13 protein-coding genes and 1 pseudogene are annotated in these 19,011 nt (G+C 72.8%); 7 read left to right on the forward strand and 7 right to left on the reverse strand.

Annotation, left to right across the window (positions count from 1 at the left end):
* Positions 1–44 precede the first annotated feature (44 nt).
* From ABD332_RS15220 to meaB, 3 genes and pseudogenes are all read left to right on the forward strand, one after another.
* A complete protein-coding gene (locus ABD332_RS15220) occupies positions 45–1,826 on the forward strand; it encodes a methylmalonyl-CoA mutase subunit beta (RefSeq protein ID WP_344502529.1) in 1,782 nt (593 codons plus the stop codon).
* Positions 1,827–1,888: 62 nt separating this feature from the next.
* Positions 1,889–3,943 (forward strand): annotated as a pseudogene (scpA, locus tag ABD332_RS15225) (methylmalonyl-CoA mutase); the annotation flags it as partial.
* Complete coding sequence (gene meaB, locus ABD332_RS15230; protein WP_344502531.1) at positions 3,940–4,914, forward strand: methylmalonyl Co-A mutase-associated GTPase MeaB; 975 nt, start codon at positions 3,940–3,942, stop codon at positions 4,912–4,914. The pseudogene scpA and the gene meaB, both read left to right, overlap by 4 nt.
* Before the next feature lie 149 nt (positions 4,915–5,063).
* Here the strand turns inward: meaB and ABD332_RS15235 are convergent, their stop codons facing one another.
* The 3 genes from ABD332_RS15235 to ABD332_RS15245 form a co-directional block, all read right to left on the reverse strand.
* A complete protein-coding gene (locus tag ABD332_RS15235; RefSeq protein ID WP_344502532.1) occupies positions 5,064–5,855 on the reverse strand; it encodes an alpha/beta hydrolase in 792 nt (263 codons plus the stop codon).
* Positions 5,856–5,916: 61 nt separating this feature from the next.
* Positions 5,917–8,700 (reverse strand): ATP-binding protein, encoded by a 2,784-nt coding sequence (locus ABD332_RS15240; protein WP_344502533.1) that lies wholly within the window; start codon positions 8,698–8,700, stop codon positions 5,917–5,919.
* A gap of 48 nt (positions 8,701–8,748) precedes the next feature.
* On the reverse strand, positions 8,749–8,967 hold the full coding sequence (locus ABD332_RS15245) for a ferredoxin (protein ID WP_344502534.1): 219 nt from the start codon (positions 8,965–8,967) through the stop codon (positions 8,749–8,751).
* Positions 8,968–9,106: 139 nt separating this feature from the next.
* Between ABD332_RS15245 and ABD332_RS15250 the strand changes: the two genes are divergently transcribed.
* Positions 9,107–10,498, forward strand: a complete 1,392-nt coding sequence (locus ABD332_RS15250; RefSeq protein WP_344502535.1) for a condensation domain-containing protein — start codon at positions 9,107–9,109, stop codon at positions 10,496–10,498.
* 99 nt (positions 10,499–10,597) lie between these two features.
* Here ABD332_RS15250 and ABD332_RS15255 read toward each other — a convergent pair whose 3' ends face one another.
* Positions 10,598–11,005, reverse strand: coding sequence for an HPF/RaiA family ribosome-associated protein (locus tag ABD332_RS15255; protein ID WP_344502536.1), 408 nt, complete (start codon positions 11,003–11,005; stop codon positions 10,598–10,600).
* Positions 11,006–11,169: 164 nt separating this feature from the next.
* Here ABD332_RS15255 and ABD332_RS15260 point away from each other — a divergent pair, with 164 nt between their 5' ends.
* Positions 11,170–12,186, forward strand: a complete 1,017-nt coding sequence (locus tag ABD332_RS15260) for a coiled-coil domain-containing protein (protein WP_344502537.1) — start codon at positions 11,170–11,172, stop codon at positions 12,184–12,186.
* Here ABD332_RS15260 and ABD332_RS15265 read toward each other — a convergent pair.
* Entirely contained in the window at positions 12,175–13,053 is an 879-nt protein-coding gene (locus ABD332_RS15265) for a LysR family transcriptional regulator (protein WP_344502538.1), read from the reverse strand. The genes ABD332_RS15260 and ABD332_RS15265 overlap by 12 nt on opposite strands.
* Before the next feature lie 73 nt (positions 13,054–13,126).
* Between ABD332_RS15265 and ABD332_RS15270 the strand changes: the two genes are divergently transcribed.
* Both ABD332_RS15270 and ABD332_RS15275 read left to right on the forward strand, forming a co-directional pair.
* Positions 13,127–13,798, forward strand: a complete 672-nt coding sequence (locus ABD332_RS15270) for a cyclase family protein (protein ID WP_344502539.1) — start codon at positions 13,127–13,129, stop codon at positions 13,796–13,798.
* A complete protein-coding gene (locus tag ABD332_RS15275; protein WP_344502540.1) occupies positions 13,795–14,061 on the forward strand; it encodes a CBU_0592 family membrane protein in 267 nt (88 codons plus the stop codon). Before ABD332_RS15270 ends, ABD332_RS15275 begins: the two co-directional genes overlap by 4 nt.
* Here the strand turns inward: ABD332_RS15275 and ABD332_RS15280 are convergent.
* Both ABD332_RS15280 and dnaE read right to left on the reverse strand, forming a co-directional pair.
* Complete coding sequence (locus ABD332_RS15280; RefSeq protein WP_344502541.1) at positions 14,030–15,385, reverse strand: hypothetical protein; 1,356 nt, start codon at positions 15,383–15,385, stop codon at positions 14,030–14,032. The genes ABD332_RS15275 and ABD332_RS15280 overlap by 32 nt on opposite strands.
* A 23-nt stretch (positions 15,386–15,408) precedes the next feature.
* Positions 15,409–18,942, reverse strand: a complete 3,534-nt coding sequence (dnaE, locus tag ABD332_RS15285) for a DNA polymerase III subunit alpha (protein WP_344502542.1) — start codon at positions 18,940–18,942, stop codon at positions 15,409–15,411.
* Between the last annotated feature and the right edge of the window lie 69 nt (positions 18,943–19,011).

A 19,011-nucleotide genomic window follows, 5' to 3' on the forward strand; every position in this document is an offset into this window, starting at 1 on the left:
ACAACGGCTGCGGGGTCGCCGTCGCGGGCCCTTAACATCCGGTCATGAGTGAGGCTGTGCGCCTCGGCGCCGACTTCGCCGACGGTGACCTGGAGCAGTGGCAGCGGCTGGCCCTGGCGGTGCTGCGCAAGACCGGTGCCGCCGACGACGGCACGCCGCCGGAGGCGGTCGCGGAGCTGCTGGGCAGCGCCACCTATGACGGGATCGCGGTCGCGCCGCTGTACACCGCCGCCGACGCGGCCGGGTTGCCGGCGGCCGGGTGGCCGGGTCAGGCGCCGTTCATCCGCGGCGGCAGCGCGCAGCCGCGGCCGTGGGACGTGCGGCAACGGCACGCGGACCCCGACGCGAAGGCGACCCGCGAGGCGATCCTCGCCGACCTGGAGAACGGGGCGACCTCGATCTGGCTCGACGGGATCGCGCCCGGCAGCATCCCCGACGTCCTCGACGGCGTGTACCTCGACCTGGCCCCCGTCGTGCTCGACTGCGGCGCCGCGACGGAGGACGCCGCGCGCGTGTTCCTCGGGCTGCCGGGTGACGACAAGCGCGGCAACCTCGGCGCCGACCCGCTCGGGTGGCAGGCGAAGACCGGGGAGCCCGCCGACCTCGGCATGCTGGGCCGGCTCGCGAAGCAGGCCCCGCGGCACGTGCCGGTGGCGACGGTCGACGCGACGCCCTACCACGAGGCCGGCGGCAGCGACGCCGAGGAGCTCGGCTTCGCCGCCGCGACCGGGGTCGCGTACCTGCGGGCGTTCGTCGACGCGGGGATGAGCGCCGGCATGGCGCTGCGCCAGCTGGAGTTCCGCTATGCGGCCGGCCAGGACCAGTTCGCGACGATCGCGAAGCTGCGGGCGGCGCGGCGGATCTGGTCGAGGATCGCGACGGTCTGCGACGTGCCGCACCTCGGCGCGCAGGTGCAGCACGCGGTGACGAGCGCGGCGATGATGACGGCCCGCGACCCGTGGGTGAACCTGCTGCGCACCACCGTCGCCTGCTTCGCCGCCGGGGTCGGCGGCGCCGACGCGGTGACGGTGCTGCCGTTCGACGCGCGGCTCGGGCTGCCCGACGGCTTCGCCCGGCGGATCGCGCGCAACACCTCGACGCTGCTGGTCGAGGAGGCGCACGTGGCGCGGGTCCTCGACCCGGCCGGCGGCTCATGGTTCGTGGAGTCGCTGACCGACGCGCTCGCGCACGCCGCCTGGGACGTGTTCGTCGAGGTGGAGCGGGCCGGCGGGATGGGCGCCGCGCTCGGCGGCGGGCTCGTCGCCGACCGGGTCGCCGCGACCTGGCAGCGCCGCGCCGACCGGATCGCGCACCGCCTCGACCCGATCACCGGCGTCAGCGAGTTCGCGTCCCTGGAGGAGCGGCGGCCGGTCCGCTCCCCCGCGCCGCAGGCACCTTCGGGTGGGCTGCCGCGGCACCGGTACGCCGAGGCGTTCGAGTCCCTGCGTGACGCCGCCGACGGCTCGGACCAGGTCGTCAGCCTGGTCACGCTCGGCCCGGTCGCGGCGCACACCGCGCGGGCGTCGTTCGCGGCCAACCTGTTCGCCGCCGGCGGCATCCGGACCACAGTCGTTGACTCGGGCCGCGGCGGAGCCGTCCACAATGGACCGTCTACGACCGTGGCGTGCATCTGCGGCTCCGACCGTTCCTACGCCGAGGAGGCCGAGGACACCGCCCGCCGGTTGAAGGCCGAGGGCGTCAAGACCGTCTGGCTGGCGGGGAAACCCGCCGGCTACGAGCACGTCGACGACTACCTGTACACCGGCTGCGACGCACTCGCCGTGCTCCGCCGCACACATCTGGACCTGGGACTGGTGGCGCCGTGATCCCCGACTTCACCGAGGTCGCCCTCGGCACCCCCCGCGTCGACGCCACCCCGCCGGAGCCCGCCGAGGCGTGGCCGACCCCGGAGGGCATCGACGTCGCCGGCGTGCACGGCGCACCCGACCTCGACGGGCTCGACTTCCTCGACACATACCCGGGGATCGCCCCGTTCCTGCGCGGGCCCTACCCGACGATGTACACCACGCAGCCGTGGACGGTCCGCCAGTACGCCGGGTTCTCCACCGCCGAGGAGTCCAACGCCTTCTACCGGCGCAACCTCGCCGGCGGGCAGAAGGGCCTGTCCGTCGCCTTCGACCTCGCCACCCACCGTGGCTACGACTCCGACCACCCGCGGGTCGCCGGCGACGTCGGCATGGCCGGCGTCGCGATCGACTCCATCCTCGACATGCGGCAGCTCTTCGACGGCATCCCGCTGGACAAGATGAGCGTGTCGATGACGATGAACGGGGCGGTGCTCCCCGTGCTCGCCCTCTACATCGTCGCCGCCGAGGAGCAGGGCGTCGCGCCGGAGCAGCTGTCCGGCACGATCCAGAACGACATCCTCAAAGAGTTCATGGTCCGCAACACCTACATCTACCCGCCCGCGCCGTCGATGCGGATCATCAGCGACATCTTCCGGTACACCTCGGAGAAGATGCCGAAGTTCAACTCGATCTCCATCTCCGGCTACCACATCCAGGAGGCCGGGGCGACCGCCGACCTGGAGCTCGCCTACACCCTGGCCGACGGCGTCGAATACCTGCGGGCCGGCCGCGACGCCGGCCTCGACGTCGACGTGTTCGCGCCGCGGCTGTCGTTCTTCTGGGCCATCGGCATGAACTTCTTCATGGAGGTCGCGAAGCTGCGCGCCGGCCGGCTGCTGTGGGCGAAGCTCGTGCGCGAGTTCGGCGCGAAGAACCCCAAGTCGCTGAGCCTGCGCACGCACTGCCAGACGTCCGGCTGGTCGCTGACCGCGCAGGACGTGTTCAACAACGTGGTCCGCACCTGCGTCGAGGCGATGGCCGCCACCCAGGGCCACACCCAGTCGCTGCACACCAACGCCCTCGACGAGGCCCTGGCGCTGCCGACCGACTTCTCCGCCCGCATCGCCCGCAACACGCAGCTGCTGCTGCAGCAGGAGTCCGGCACGAACCGGGTCATCGACCCGTGGGGCGGCAGCGCATACGTGGAGCGCCTCACCCACGACCTCGCGGCCCGCGCCTGGCAGCACATCCAGGAGGTCGAGGCGGCCGGCGGCATGGCCCGCGCCATCGACGAGGGCATCCCGAAGCTGCGCATCGAGGAGGCGGCGGCCCGCACCCAGGCCCGCATCGACTCCGGCCGGCAGCCGGTGATCGGGGTCAACAAGTACCGGCCCGACGCCGACGAGCCGATCGAGGTCCTGAAGGTCGACAACTCCTCCGTCCGCGCCCAGCAGCTGGCGAAGCTCGCGCGCCTGCGCGCCTCCCGCGACTCCGCCGCGACGCAGGCCGCCCTGGACGCGTTGTCGGCCGGCGCCGCGTCGGACGGCAACCTCCTGGAGCTGTCGGTCGCGGCGGCCCGCGCGCACGCCACCGTCGGGGAGATCTCCGACGCCCTGGAGAAGGTGTTCGGGCGGCACACGGCGCAGATCCGTACCATCTCCGGGGTGTACCGCGACGAAGCCGGCAACGACGAGCTCATCGACCGGGTCCGCGCCGCCACCGCCGAGTTCGCCGAGGAGGAGGGGCGCCGCCCCCGCATCCTCGTCGCGAAGATGGGCCAGGACGGCCACGACCGCGGCCAGAAGGTCGTCGCGACCGCGTTCGCCGACCTCGGCTTCGACGTCGACGTCGGCCCGCTCTTCCAGACGCCGGACGAGGTGGCCCGCCAGGCGGTCGAGGCCGACGTGCACATCGTCGGCGTCAACTCCCTCGCCGCCGGGCACCTCACCCTCGTCCCCGCGCTGCGCGACGCCCTCGCCGCCCTCGGCCGCGACGACATCCTCGTCATCGTCGGCGGCGTCATCCCCCAGCAGGACTTCGACGAGCTGCGCGCCGCCGGCGCCGCCGCGATCTTCCCGCCGGGCACGGTGATCGCCTCCGCGGCCCTGGACCTGCTCGCCCAACTGCGCCGGTGACCGCTCTCCTCGAGGGGGTGCTCGCCGGGCACCGCGCGTCGATCGGGCGGGCGATCACCCTCGTGGAGTCGACCCGCCCCGACCACCGCACCCAGGCGCAGGAGCTGCTCGTCGCGCTGACCCCGCACGCGGGCCGGGCCCGCCGCGTCGGCGTCACGGGCGTCCCCGGCGTCGGCAAGTCCACGTTCATCGACACGCTCGGCACGTTCCTCACCGGCGCCGGGCACCGGGTCGCGGTCCTCGCCGTCGACCCGTCCTCGACCCGCACCGGCGGCAGCATCCTCGGCGACAAGACCAGGATGGCCCGCCTCGCCGTCGACGACGCCGCCTTTGTACGGCCGTCGCCCACGTCGGGCACCCTCGGCGGCGTGGCCCGCGCGACCCGCGAGGCGATGACCGTCGTCGAGGCGGCGGGCTACGACGTCGTCCTCGTCGAGACCGTCGGCGTCGGCCAGTCCGAGACCGCCGTGGCCGGGATGGTCGACACGTTCCTGTTGCTGGCGCTCGCCCGTACCGGCGACCAACTGCAGGGCATCAAGAAGGGCGTCCTGGAGCTCGCCGACGTCATCGCCGTCAACAAGGCCGACGGCCCGCACGAGCCCGACGCCCGCAAGGCCGCCCGCGAGCTCGCCGGCGCGCTGCGCCTGCTGCACACGTCCGGCGCCCGCGACTGGCAGGTGCCGGTCGTCACCTGCAGCGGCCTCACCGGCGCCGGCCTGCCCGACCTCTGGTCCCGCCTCGAGGCCCACCACGACCACCTGTCGTCGTCGGGCGCCCTCGACCGCCACCGCGAGGCCCAGCGGGTCGCGTGGATCTGGGAGACCGCCCGCGCGACCCTCCTGGACCGGCTGCGCGCCGACGCCGACGTGCGGGCCCTCGCCCCCGACCTGGAGGCCCAGGTCCGCGCCGGCACCATGACCCCCGGCCAGGCCGCCGACGCCATCCTCGCCGCCTTCCACCGCTCGGCGTAGCGAACCTCAGGCGGCGCCCTCGTCGGGAGCGCGCTCAGCTCGGCGGAGCCGTGGCGGGCGCCGGCGGCGACCCGGGCGCCCGGCGACCGCCAGGCCGATGCCCTTGCTCGCGCCGGTCACGACGGCTCGCCGGCAGGGGCGGCCGAGGTTCACAGGGACTGCTGCTTCAGCCAGGTCAGGCAGGTGTCCGCCACCTCGCGCCAGCCGGAGTCGATGGTCAGCGAGTGCGCCCGGTCCGGGAACGTGACGAGGTCGGTGACGGCCTCGGAGTGGCGGTACTGCTTGAGGGTCGCCCGGGTCACCGACTCGGGGACGGTGTGGTCCTTGCCGCTGGCGATCAGCAGCAGCGGGCCGCGGGTCTGGTTGTCGGTGGCGACCTTCGCCGGGGAGTGCGGGTCGAAGTTCGCGGTGGCCGCCTCGAACAGCGGCTTGCCCGGCGCGGGGATCGTCCAGCGCTCGTGGAGCTCGTCGGACTCCTGCTCGGAGACGGTGTTGGCGAAGGCGAACCGGAACTGCTCCGCGGTCAGGGAGACGGCCCGGTGCAGGTTCGCCGGGTTCCTGAAGACCGGCAGCGTGGCCCGCAGCGCCGACAGCGGCACCGGCAGCACACCCTTGATCTGGGCGGCGTCGATCGCGATGGCGGCGAGGGCACGGTCCTGGCCCAGCAGCTTCTGGGCGATCATCCCGCCGAACGAGTGCCCGATCAGGATCGGCGGCGAGGGCAGCCGATCGATGACGCCGGCGAAGTGCTCGACGACGTCGTCGATGCCGTGGTCGCCGATCGCGTCGGGGTGCTGCCGCGACGCCTCGACCGTGGCGCCGTCACCGGGCCAGCCGGGGGCGTGCGGGTCGTAGCCGGCGTCCCGGAACAGCTGGATCCACGGGTCCCACGACGAGGCGTGCAGGCAGAGGCCATGGATGAAGAGCACGGGCGTGGTCACGGTTCGTCTCCACTCGACGCGGGCAGGTGCAGCGGTCGTGAGCACGGTACGCCGGCGGGCTTCAGTCCCGGCTAGCGTCAGACGACTGAACCTGGTGGGACAGCGCGGCGGCGAGCTGGCCGCGGGAGCCGACGCCGAGCTTCGGGAAGATGCGGTACAGGTGTGAGCTGACCGTGCGGTGCGACAGGAACAGCCGCTGGCCGATCTCGCGGTTCGACAGGCCCTGCGCGGCCAGCTCGGCGATCTGGGTCTCCTGCGGCGACAGCCGGTCCCGCGGGTGCGGGGTCGGCTGCCACCCGCGCTCGCCGGTCGCCCGCAGCTCCTGGTCGGCCCGCTGCGCCCACGCGCGGGCGCCGACGGCCTCGAAGGCGGCCCGCGCCGCGCGCAGCGGCTCGCGGGACTCGACGACCCGCCGCCGCCGGCGCAGCCACGAGCCGTAGGCCAGCTCGGCGCGGGCCCGGTGCCAGGGCAGCCGGCGGCTCGCACCGTCCACGGCGAGCTGGAACAGCGTCTCGGCCGACCCGTGATCCGCCAGCACCGCCCTGGCGTACTCCAGGGCGATCGTCGATCCGGTCGCCGGCGACGACCCCGCGATCCGCTCCATCGCGGCCAGCGCCGACCTCGCCTCGGCGTGCCGGCCGGTGTGGACGGCCGCGTCGGCCAGATAGCCCAGCGTCCACACCTGCTGCACCCGCTGGAAGGCCTGATCCGCGGGCTCGAATACGCGGAGCAGCTCGCGGTACGCCGGCTCGGGCCGGTTCGCGCCCAGCTCGGCGATCCCGCGGGCCAGCTGCACACCGGCGAGCAGCGACGACGCCGCGTTCGGGGTCCGCAGCGCCGTGTGCTCGGCCTCCGCGAGCAGGACGTGGTGCGTGTCCCAGCCGCGGCCCACGCCGTCGATCAGGGCCACGGCGATGCGGGCGGTCGCGGCCCACAGCGACTGGCCCGTCTCGTCCGCGAGCCGCATCGCCTCGTCCGCCGAGCTCGCCGCGTCGAACGTGCCCAGGTAGATCTCGGCCCACGCCCGGATCGCGAGCGCCTCGGCGAGCAGGCTCATGCGGCCCTGCGCGCGCAGCTCGTGCACGGGGGTGGACAGGAACGTCACGGCCCGGGGGAAGTCACCGGTGCAGAACGCCGCGATGCCCAGCAGGCCCGCCAGGTCGGGGCGGCCGCCGGCGTCCGCGGGCCACCGCGCGAGCTGCTCGATGACCGCCGGTCCCTGCTCGTGCGACTCCGACAGCGCGTGGATGGCCAGCAGCCGCGGGTCGCCGGCCAGCACGTCCGCCTCCCGGGCGGCCTCGACGATCGCGTGCCGGAGCCGCTCCCCCGGGTCGCGCCACCAGACCCGGCGGGCCGCGCCGACCAGCAGCTGCATGGCGAGCTCGACGTCCCCGCCGGCGGTGGCGTGCCGGGCCTCGTCGACGAGGTGCCGCACCTCTGCCGGCTCGCCCGTGGACCCGTCGTGGAAGACGCCCTCAAGCCAGATCAGCCGCGACCGGTCCCGGGGCCGCAGCGTCACCCCCGCGACCTGCGCCTTGATCTGCTCGACCTGGTCGAAGCGGCCCAGCTGGTAGCCGAGCTCCGCGGCGCTGAGCAGGCGCGCGGCCTGCGCCTGCGGGTCCGGGCTCAGCGCCGCCGCCCGCTCCAGCCACGCCGCCGCGGACGCGATCGCGCCGCGGCGCTGGGCGTTCCCGGCCGCCTGCTCCAGCTCGGCCGCGATCCGTTCGTCGCGCCCGGAGACCGCGGCGGCCCGGTGCCACACCGCCCGGTCCGGCTGCGCGGCCAGCACCCGGGCGAGCGCCTCGTGCGCCTGCTGGCGCGTCGCCGGCGGCATGGCCTGCCGCAGCGCCGAGCCGACCAGGGGGTGGGTGATCCGGTACCGGTCCCCGGCCACCGTCAGCAGCCCGTGCTCGAACGCCGGCTGCGCCGCGACCCGGTCGACCGGCGCACCGTGGAGGATCCGCGCCGCCGCGAGCACGTCGTTGACGTCGTCACCGTCGTCGACCGCGGCCACGGTCAGCACCGCGCGCACGGCCGGGCCCAGGTGCTCGGCCCGCGCGGCGAAGGCCCGCTCCAGGCGGGTGGTCATGGGCAGGTCGTCGTCGAGCTCGGTCCACGCGTGCTCCCCCGACTCCAGCGTGGTCGCGAACTCGATCAGGGCGAGCGGGTTGCCGCCGGCCTGCCGCAGCACCCGGTCACGCACCGCCGGGGCGAGCCGCGGCGCCCGCGCCTCCAGCAACGCCGCCGCGGCGGCCTCGTCGATGCCGCCGAGCTCCATCCACTCGACCGTGCCGGGGTCGGCGAACGGCAGCGGCCCGGTCCGCGACGTGCACAGCACGACCACCCGCTCACTGTCGATCCGGCGGGCGACGAAGGCGAGCGCGTCGATCGACGGCCGGTCCATCCAGTGCAGGTCGTCCAGGCACACCAGCACCGGCGTCCGCCGCGCCAGGTCGACGAGCAGCTCCAGCACGGCCAGGAACGCGAAGAACGGGTTCACCTCGGCCGAGTCGCCCATGGCGAAGCAGGCGAGCAGGGCGTCGCGCTGCATGGCCGGCAGCCGCTCGGCCCGCGGCAGCAGCGGCCGCAGCACCTGGTGCAGGCTCGCGAACGGCAGATGCGTCTCCGACTGGCTCCCCCGCGCCGCCAGCACCGTGAACCCACGGGTCCGCGCGTGCCCCACGACCTCCGCCTGCAGCGCGCTCTTGCCCACTCCGGGCTCGCCGAGCAACCCGACCGCACACCCCCGGACGTCGACCGCGTCCAGATGCCCGGACAGTGTGCGCACCTCATCGTCACGCCCGAGAAGACGCTGACCGGTCGACCTGCTCACACCGCCGAGCATTCAACCTCCGCCGCCCCCGTGTCCAACCGGGCCGGCCCTCACCGACACTCAGATGTCGACGGGTTTCCCGGTGGTGAGGTCGACGACGCTGATCGCCTCCATGGGGCAGGAGGCCATCGCGTCGAGGACGGCCTCGTCGCCGGGGGCCACGTCCTGGTCGACCGGGTGGGCCCGGCCCTCGACGTCGTCCAGCTCGAAGCGGTCCGGGGCGATGCCCTGACAGCTGCCCGAGCCGATGCACGTGTGGTCCACGGTGATCCGCCACATACACACCAACCTATCGAACTGCGCCATTGTTTGCCGACCCGAGCCAGGTTGGCAAGATTCGTACGGACGATTGAAAAAGTTCAACTTCGGTCGTAGCTTTTGAGGCGCTCACCCCCTGACCCGGTCGGAAGGTGGCTCCATGTCTGCATACCCCGCCAGCGTGCACTTCAGCTCCGGACGCACCGCCGAAGGACCGCTCATCTGGGCGCAGACAGCGATCTGGGACGTGCTGCGCTGGCTGCCACCGCGCGACTCGACCCTCAACCTGCTCACCCGGTGCCCCGTCCCACCGCACAACGACCTCGACGGCGTGCTCGCGGCCCTCCGGCGGCTCGTCGAGCGGCACGACTCGCTGCACACCCTGTACGCCGACACCCCCGAAGGCCCCCGGCAGCGGGTCGTCGGCGAGGGCGACATCCCGCTGCGGGTCCACGACATCGGCGACCGCGGCACCGACGAGGCCGCCGCGGAGCTCGGGGAGGCGCTGCGCGCCCCGTGGTTCGACATCGGCGCCGACCTGCCGCTCCGGGTCGCGATCCTGGTCCGCGACGACGCCCCGGTCACCGTCCTGCTCGCCGCCAGCCACATGGCCGTCGACGGCGGGAGCTTCGCGATCGTGCGCGGCGACCTGCTCAACCTGCTGCAGGACCCACCGGTCGCGGTCGAGCCGGGCCAGCAGCCGTTGCAGCGCGTCGAGTACGAGACGTCCGCCGTCGGCCTGCGCAGGGAGGCGAAGGCGCTCGCCTACTGGGCGAAACACCTCACCGGCGTCCCCACCCGCATGATCGAGAGCGTCCGCGACGGCCGGCCGCCCAACCTCGACTGGGGGCTGATCCAGTCCCCCGCCCTGGCGCTCGCCGCGAACGGGCTCGCCGCCCGGGCCGGCGTCCCACCGGCGACGGTGCTCCTGGCCGGGACGGCGCTGCAGCTCGCGGCGTACACCGGCGAGACCGAGGCCCTGCTCCGCATGATCGTGGCGACCCGCTTCCGGCCGGCGAGCCGCGCGCTGGTCGGCGCCTTCAACCAGAACGCGCTCTTCCGGCTCGACTTCACCGGCCGGCCCGCCGAGACCGTCGGCGACCTGCTGCACCGCGCCTCGGACGCCGCGCTGCTGGCGTACGCCCACTGCGAGTACGACCCACGCCGGCTCGAGTCGCTGTTCGCCGAGATCGCCGCCCGCAGCGGGATCACACCCGACGGCTACTGCTTCTTCAACGACACCCGCTTCGTCGCGCAGGACCAGCCACCGCCGGCGCCGCCGGCCGACCTCGCCGACGCGATCCACGCGGCGCTGCCGGCGACGAAGCTGCGCGCCCCCGTCATCGACCGCCTGCCCAAGGGCGCCAACTTCTTCATGTTCCTCACCGACCTGAGCGACACCGCCGAGCTGATGCTGTGCGCCGAGCACGGGTTCCTCGGCGAGCGCGGCCCCCTCGGCTTCCTCGACGGCCTGGAGCGCCTCGTCGTGAAGGCCGCGCTCGACGAGCACGTCACGACCGGCGCGCTGTACCGCGACGCCGCCTGCCCGTGACGGCCCCGCACCACCATGCTCAAAGGCCCGTGACGCGACGATGACGGCGGCGGCCCGGTCACCGGAAAGCCGGTGGCCGGGCCGCGAGACACCGCACGCTCAGGTGCTGGGGCGCGGGATCAGCTCGGGGGAGATGACGTCAGCGATCGTGCTCTCGCGGAGGTGACGGTTGTGGCGCGGCACCTGCCGGGTCTTGGCTTCGGCCAGGCGCCGGCGCAGGTCGTCGCGGACCTCCAGGATGGCGGCGTGCAGGTCCTCCTCCGTCGATGTGGTCACCGCCTTCGGGTGGCCGGGGGTCCAGCACTCGAGGGTGACCTTCTGGCCGCGGGCGTTGCGGTCCTTCACCGACACCTCGATCTCCGTCGCGTCGACCGGGAACGCGGCCAGGTGGGTGTCGAGCGTGGCGAACTGCTCGGCGATCCAGACTCTGTCGCCCTGGGAGAAGCCGGCGCCGACGCGCAGGCAGTCCTCGACGGTGGCCGGTGTGCTCGTAGCACTTCTCGACATGTCCGAGACCCCTTCCGTTGCTTGCCTTGACTTTGACCGCTTACCCCTCAATGACCCGGTTCATGTCCCCCAATCCTTCCTAGGAGGCTAGTCCACCACCCTTGGCGATGATTCCGGCCCGAATCCGTCAGCTCGCCCGGTCGGCGGCCGATGAAGGGGACAGTATGTCCAGACCTCCGTGGATCGTCGCCGTCGTGACAGCGCTCGCGATCCTGCTCACCCCGACCGTGGTGCTCGGCACGGCCTCGCCCGCGAACGCCGGCGAGGGGGGCGACCCTGCCCTGATGCAGAAGCTCGACGAGGCGAACCGCGCCTACATCGACGCGCAGAACGCCCTGACCGCGTCCCTGCAACGGCAGAAGGCCCTCGAGGAACAGCAGCAGAAGCTGGAGCCGGAGTACGCGAAGCTGCGCGACGAGACCCAGACGATGACGGTCGCCGCGTACCAGAACGGCGGCGGGCTGCGCAGCGCGGCGACGCTGCTGGACAGCCGGACGCCGGGGGTCTTCGCCGACCGGGTGAGCACCCTGGAGGTCATCGCCCGGCGCAACGCCGCCCGGCTCACCCGGCTGACGGCGATGCGGACCGAGCTGATCAGGACGAAGGCGACGATCGACGCCGAGGTCGGCACGCAGCAGGCGAGCATGGCGGTGATGGCGAAGCAGAAGGCCGACCTGGAGGAGGCGCTCGCCCAGTCGATGGCCGCCGTCGACGTGTCCACCACGTGGAGCGGCAAGACCACGACCAAGGTGGCCGAGCCCGCGCCGCGCCTGGCCGACGGCTCCTGGGCGGCGGAGTCGTGCGGCACCGACGACCCGACGACCGGCGGCTGCCTCACGCCGCGGACCCTGCACGCGCTGCAGGAGGTGCGCAGGGCCGGGTTCCTGCACTTCGTGTCGTGCTGGCGGGCACCGGGCGAGCCCTACGAGCACCCGAAGGGCCGGGCCTGCGACTTCGCCGCCGACGTGAAGGGCTTCGGCGGGGTGGCGGCGGGCGCGTCGAAGGAGTACGGCACCCAGCTCGCCGCGTGGCTGATCAAGAACGCGCAGGCACTGGGCGTGATGTACGTGATCTGGTTCAAGCAGATCTGGACGCCGGCGGGCGGCTGGCACGCCTACAACAGCGGCCAGGGCGACCCGAGCAGCGACCACACCAACCACGTGCACATGTCAATCTACTAGCACCGACAGCAGCGCCGTCACCGCCGGCAGCGCCGCTCTGCCCGCCGTGACCAGCGCGTCCAGCCGCCGGGCGCCCGCGACGGGCAGGTCGGTCACCCGTACACCCGCCGCCAACGCGTCACGGAGCGCCAGGTCCGGCACGATGGTGGCGCCGTGCCCCGCGGCGACGAGCGCGAGCACGACCGGGTAGTCGACGCACGCGTGCACCCGCCGCGGGGTGAAGCCGCGCTCGCGGCCGAGCCGGTCCAGGACCTGCCCGGTCGTCGACGTCGGCGGCCCGGCGATCCACGGGCAGTCGGCGAGGTCGCCGTAGGAGAGCACGGGCGGCCAGCCCGCGGGCACCACGACCCGGTACGGGTCCTCGCCGAGCGGCACCACGCTCACCTGCCGCCGCGACTCCAGGCCCAGCGAGGCGTCGCGCTCGGTGATGGTCACGTCGAGGCCGCCGAGGCGCAGCTCGCGCAGCGCGGGCGGGCCGTCGAGCTCGGTGATCGAGCAGGTCACGTCGGGGTGGTCGCGGGCGAGGCGGGCCATCGCGGGGATCAGCAGGTGCCGGATCACGGTCGCGAATGCGCCGACACGCACGAGCCCGGCGGCGCGGCCCGACATGGCGACCAGCTCCCGCTCCGCCTCGGCCAGCTCCCGCTCGATCGCCTCGGCGCGGACGGCGAGGACCCGGCCGGCGGCGGTGAGCACGGCGCGCCGCCCGGACCGGTCCACCAGCGGCCGGCCGACGGTGTGCTCCAGCTGCGCGAGCTGCTGCGACACCGCCGACGGGGTGACGTGCAGCGCCGCGGCGGCGCCGGCGAGGGTGCCGCGGCGGGCGATCGCGGCGAGCACCGCGAGGCGGCGCGGGTCCAGGTTCATGCAGTCCTGCTTCAGTGCAACTGTAGGAATTCTCGCTCACACGTTAGCTGCGCTGTCTGCCACGATCGCAGGTGTGCGACGCTTCATCGAACTGAGCCACCCCGTCCACGCCGGCCTGGTCACCTATCCGGGCATGCCCGGGCCCGTGATCAGCGACTACCTGTCCCGCGAGGACGCCCGCGGCAGGTACGCGCCCGGGACCGACTTCCAGATCGGCCGCATCGACCTGATCGCCAACACCGGCACCTACCTGGACACGCCCGCGCACCGCTTCGAGGGCCGCGGCGACCTCACCGACGTCCCCCTCGAACGGGTCGCGGACCTGCCCGGCGTCCTCGTCGACGCGACCGGTGTCCGCGCGGTCGACGCGGCGCTGCTGGAGCGGCAGGCCGGCACGTACGGCGACGTCACGGACTGCGCCGTCCTCGTGTGCACCGGCTGGTCGAAGCACTTCGGGAAGCCCGCCTACGGCGACCCGGACGCGCCGTTCCTGACCCGCGACGCCGTCGAGTGGCTGGTGCGCAGCGGCCCGGCGCTGGTCGGCATCGACTCGGTCAACATCGACGACGTCGCCGACCTGACCCGCCCCGCGCACACCGGCCTGCTCGACGCCGGCATCTACGTCGTGGAGCACCTCAACGACCTGGACCGGTTGCCGGTCGACGGGTTCCGGTTCACGGCGGTGCCGCCGCGGATCGCCGGCATGGGCACGTTCACCGTCCGCGCCTACGCGGTGCTGTCGTGATCGCCCTGATCGGCTGGGCGGGCGCGGCCGGGCTGCTCGCCGCGTACGCCCTCGTCTCCACGAAACGGATCACCGGCGACGGTGCCGTGTTCCAGGGCCTCAACATCACCGGCGGCGCGGCTCTCGCGCTCAACTCGGCCGTCAACGGCGCGTGGCCGTCCGCGGTGCTCAACGTCGTGTGGGTGGCGATCGGCGCGGTCGCGATCTTCCGGCTGGCGCGGCGCCGGGCCGTCAGAGCCGCCCCGAGTACCAGGGCGTCCTGACCCGGTAGAAGACGAACCGTCCGGGCGCCGCCGCGCAGGCCAGGTACGTGTGGCTCCACGTGCACGTGTCGACCGGCACGTCCAGGGCGCCGAGGTCGCGGGTCGCGCCGTTGTCGGCCTGCACGCCGAGCCAGGTGTACGGGCCGGCCGGCACGTCGACCGGCAGCAGCAGGTAGCTGCCGTCGTCGAGGCGGGCGGCGCGCCGGCCGGGCCAGCGCCGCACGACCTGCCCCGCGTCGTCGAGCAGCACCGCGCCATCGGCGTCGCGGAGCATCAGCCGCTCGCCGACGGGCAGCAGGGTGCGGGGCGCGTCGACGTCGACGCGGAACGCGACCTCGCCGGTGCGGATGTCCAGCGCGGTCACCCGGTGCCCCTCGACCGCGCAGACCCGCCGCTCCCCGCAGGCGGCGAGCGACCGCACCCGCACCTGCGGGTCCGGTGACGTCCACGTCCACTGCACCTTGTCGAGCTTCAACCGGTCGCGGGCCTGGATCCGGTACCCGGGGCCGGATCCGGCGACGAAGACCTGCTCCTCGTACGGGTACACGAGGTCCTCGGGCGCGGCGACGGCCGGCGCGGCGTCGTCCGGCTTGCCGCTGGACAGGCTGATCACCTCGATGCCACCGCCGGCGACGGCGCGGACCAGGTGCGGGTCGACGGTCAGCGGCTCGTCGAGGGCGGCGCCGTCCGGCGACGTCGGGACCTGCTGGTGGCTCCAGTTGTCGGTCAGCCAGAAGCTGCCGGCGCCACCCGGCTGATCGAGGGTCGCGATCTCCTTCTGCGTGCCGACGTCGGTGACGACGAGCTTGTGGTCGGCGCCGCGGTACCGCACGAAGTACTTGCCGACGAGCTCCCAGCGGTCCCCGGCGACGACGTCGAACCTGATGAACGGCACCCCGTTGTTCGCGTTGAGCAGGGTGATCGTGCGGTGTCCGGCGGTGTCCGGGGCGCCGGTGACGATCACGGAGCCGCGGGCGAAGCTGAACGACTCGACGGCGGTGAGGGCCGAGTTGGTCCAGATCGGGGGCTCGCCGGGCTTGTCGACGTCGACCGCGCGCAGGTGGAAGCGCCCAGTGGCTCCCGGACCGGCCTGATAGCCGACGAACGCCCGGCCGCTGTCCAGGAACGCGCGCAGGCCGGGCCCCTCGACGGCGCCCGGGAAGGCGGCCTCGCCGGTGCGGGTCAGCCGGTCGAACGCATACGGCCGCTGGTTGAGCCGGTAGACGAACGCGCCGGCGAGCACGGCGACGACGAGGACCGCGACGACCGCGGCGGACCAGCGGGCGCGCCGCGAGAGCCACAGCGACCGACGCGACGTCTGCACCCGCCGACCCTATCCTGACCGTCCTACGAGAAACTGTTGGGGCCGAGCAGCGCTTTCAGGTCGCCCTTCAGGGCGGTGGTCGGCTCGACCCGGTACGGGCCGAGGCGCAGCAGGGTGATCCGCGAGCCGTGGCTGAGCTTCACGTGCACCTCGGCCTTGCCGGGGTGGTTGAGCAGGATCTCCTTGAGCCGGTCGACCAGCGGCGGCGTGCACCGGTTCGCCGGCAGCGACAGCACCACCGGCCGGTTCTCGTCCGCGGTGGTGACGTCGGGCATCGACAGGTCCATCGCCATGAGCCGCGGCGTCTCGTCCCGCCGGTCGACGCGGCCCTTGACCACGACGATCGCGTCCTCGGCGATGTACTGGCCGACGAGCTCGTACGTGTTGGGGAAGAACAACGCCTCGACGGCGCCGCCGAGGTCCTCCAGGCTCGCCGACGCCCACGGCTTGCCCTGCTTGGTGATGCGCCGCTGCACGCCGGTCAGCATCCCGGCGAGGGTGATGACGGCGCCGTCCGGCACCGAGCCCTCCTCCGACAGGCTGCTGATCGCCGTGTCCGCGGCCTTGGCGAGCACCGACTCGAGGCCGAACAGGGGGTGGTCGGACACGTACAGGCCGAGCATCTCCCGCTCGAACGTGAGCAGCTCCCGCTTGTCCCACTCGATCTGCGGGATCGCGGCGGTCATGGCGGGGGCGCCGCCGCCGGTGTCGTCGCTGCCGAACGCGTCGCCGAAGAGGTCGAACTGGCCGATCGCCTCGTTCTTCTTGATGTCGGCGTACGCGTCGATCGCGTCGGCGTGGATCGCCAGGAGCCCGCGGCGCGGGTGGTCCATCGAGTCGAACGCGCCGGCCTTGATCAGCGACTCGATCGTCTTCTTGTTGCAGGCGACGGCGTCGACCTTCGACAGGAAGTCGTGGAAGTCCTTGTACGGCGCGGCCTGCCGGCAGCGCACGATCGCGTCGACGACGTTGTGGCCGACGTTGCGCACGGCGGCGAGGCCGAAGCGGATGTCCTTGCCGACCGGCGTGAACGGCCCCGCGGACGTGTTGACGTCCGGCGGCAGCACGTCGATGCCCATCCGCCGGCACTCCGACAGGTACAGGGCCATCTTGTCCTTGTCGTCGCCGACGCTGGTCAGCAGCCCGGCCATGTACTCCGCCGGGTAGTTCGCCTTGAGGTACGCCGTCCAGTACGAGACGAGCCCGTAGCCGGCCGTGTGCGCCTTGTTGAACGCGTAGTCGGCGAACGGGACGAGCACGTCCCACAGCTTCTTGATCGCGTCGGCGCTGTAGCCGTTGGCCTTCATGCCGTCGCTGAACGGCACGAACTCCTTCTCCAGGACCTCTTTCTTCTTCTTGCCCATGGCCCGGCGCAGCAGGTCGGCCTGGCCGAGGGTGTAGCCGGCGAGCTTCTGCGCGGCGCGCTGCACCTGCTCCTGGTAGACGATCAGCCCGTACGTGGGGCCCAGGATCTCCTGGAGCGGCTCCTCCAGCTCCGGGTGGATCGGCGTCATCTCCTGCTGCCCGTTCTTGCGCAGCGCGTAGTTGGTGTGCGAGTTCGCACCCATCGGGCCCGGGCGGTACAGCGCCAGGACCGCGGAGATGTCCTCGAAGTTGTCGGGCTTCATCAGCCGCAGCAGCGAGCGCATCGGGCCGCCGTCGAGCTGGAACACGCCGAGGGTGTCGCCGCGGGCGAGCAGCTCGTAGGCGGCCTTGTCGTCCAGCGAAAGGCTGAGCAGGTCGAGCTTGATGCCGTGGTTGCGCTCGATGTTCTTGACCGCGTCGTCGATGATCGTCAGGTTGCGCAGGCCGAGGAAGTCCATCTTCAGCAGCCCGAGCGTCTCGCACGTCGGGTAGTCGAACTGCGTGATGATCGCGCCGTCGGCGTCGCGGCGCATCAGCGGCACGTGCTCGATCAGCGGCTCGGCGGACATGATGACGCCGGCGGCGTGGACACCCGTCTGGCGGATCAGCCCCTCGATGCCCTTCGCCGTGTCGACGACCTTCTTGACGTCGGGGTCGCTCTCGTACAGCGCGCGGAACTCGACCGCCTCGGAGTAGCGCGGGTGGTTCGGGTCGAAGATGCCGGTGAGCGGGATGTCCTTGCCCATCACCGCGGGCGGCATCGCCTTGGTGATCCGGTCGCCGACCGCGAACGGGTAGCCCAGGACCCGCGCCGAGTCCTTGATGGCGGCCTTGGCCTTGATCGTGCCGAAGGTGGCGATCTGCGCGACCCGGTCCTCGCCCCACTTGTCCGTCACGTACCGGATGACGTCGCCGCGCCGGCGCTCGTCGAAGTCGATGTCGATGTCGGGCATCGAGATACGGTCGGGGTTCAGGAACCGTTCGAAGATCAGGCCGTGCGGCAGCGGGTCGAGGTCGGTGATGCCCATCGCGTACGCCACCAGGCTGCCGGCGGCCGAGCCACGCCCCGGGCCGACGGCGATGCCCTGGTTCTTCGCCCACAGGATGAAGTCGGACACGACGAGGAAGTAGGCCGGGAAGCCCATCTTCACGATCATGTCGGTCTCGTAGTCGGCCTGCCGCTGGTGCTCCTCGTCGATGCCCTCGGGGAACCGGCGCGCCATCCCTCGGGCGACCTCGGCCCGGAAGAACGACTCCTCGGTCTCCCCCTCCGGCACCGGGAAGCGCGGCATCAGGTTGCGCTCCTTGAACATGCCGTCGGTGTCGACCTTCTCGGCCACCAGCAGCGTGTTGCGGCAGCCCTGCTGCCACAGGTCGGAGCCGTCGACGGCGCGCATCTCGTCGGCGGACTTCAGGTAGTAGCCCGACCCGCCGAACCGGAACCGGTTCGGGTCGTTGATGTTGGCCGCCGTCTGCACGCACAGCAGCACGTCGTGCGCCTCGGCCTGGGCCTGGTGCGTGTAGTGCGAGTCGTTGGTGACGACCGGCGGGATGTCGAGCCGCTTGCTGATCTCGGTCAGGCCCTCGCGGACGCGCCGCTCGATGTCGAGGCCGTGGTCCATGACCTCGAGGAAGTAGTTGTCCTTGCCGAAGATCTCCTGGTACTTGGCGGCGGCCTTCAGCGCCTCGTCGAACTGGTCGAGCCGCAGCCGCGTCTGGACCTCGCCGGACGGGCAGCCGGTCGTGGCCATCAGGCCCTCGGCGTGCTCGGCGATGATCTCCATGTCCATCCGGGGCCACTTCACGAAGTGCCCCTCGATCGACGCCCGCGAGTTGAGCCGGAACAGGTTGTGCAGGCCGGTCCTGTTCTTCGCCCAGATGGTCTTGTGCGTGTACCCGCCGGAGCCGGACACGTCGTCGTCCTTCTGGTCGGGGCGGCCCCACTTGACGCGCTGCTTGTGCAGCCGCGACTCGGGCGCGACGTAGGCCTCGACGCCGAGGATCGGGGTGACGCCGGCGGCGGTCGCCTGCTTGTAGAAGTCGTACGCGCCGTGCATGTTGCCGTGGTCGGTGATCGCGACGGCGGGCATGCCGAGACGGTTCGCCTCCTTGAACATGTCCTTCAGTCGCGCCGCTCCGTCGAGCATGGAGTACTCGGTGTGCACATGGAGATGCACGAACGAGTCGGCCATGCTGCGCCCCCCTGTTCAGCTGTCCTTCACTTCCGGCGCGTCAGCCTAGCCACGGTTCATGATCGACAC

This window comes from Dactylosporangium maewongense, from assembly GCF_039531485.1.
Lineage (GTDB): Bacteria > Actinomycetota > Actinomycetes > Mycobacteriales > Micromonosporaceae > Dactylosporangium > Dactylosporangium maewongense.

What these genes read in the sequence shown, in the direction of transcription:
- ABD332_RS15220 (WP_344502529.1), top strand. Translation starts at nt 45, where the DNA reads ATGAGTGAGGCTGTGCGCCTCGGCGCCGACTTCGCCGACGGTGACCTG.
- ABD332_RS15240 (WP_344502533.1), bottom strand. Translation starts at nt 8,700, where the DNA reads ATGCTCGGCGGTGTGAGCAGGTCGACCGGTCAGCGTCTTCTCGGGCGT.
- ABD332_RS15245 (WP_344502534.1), bottom strand. Translation starts at nt 8,967, where the DNA reads ATGTGGCGGATCACCGTGGACCACACGTGCATCGGCTCGGGCAGCTGT.
- ABD332_RS15250 (WP_344502535.1), top strand. Translation starts at nt 9,107, where the DNA reads ATGTCTGCATACCCCGCCAGCGTGCACTTCAGCTCCGGACGCACCGCC.
- ABD332_RS15255 (WP_344502536.1), bottom strand. Translation starts at nt 11,005, where the DNA reads ATGTCGAGAAGTGCTACGAGCACACCGGCCACCGTCGAGGACTGCCTG.
- ABD332_RS15260 (WP_344502537.1), top strand. Translation starts at nt 11,170, where the DNA reads ATGTCCAGACCTCCGTGGATCGTCGCCGTCGTGACAGCGCTCGCGATC.
- ABD332_RS15265 (WP_344502538.1), bottom strand. Translation starts at nt 13,053, where the DNA reads ATGAACCTGGACCCGCGCCGCCTCGCGGTGCTCGCCGCGATCGCCCGC.
- dnaE (WP_344502542.1), bottom strand. Translation starts at nt 18,942, where the DNA reads ATGGCCGACTCGTTCGTGCATCTCCATGTGCACACCGAGTACTCCATG.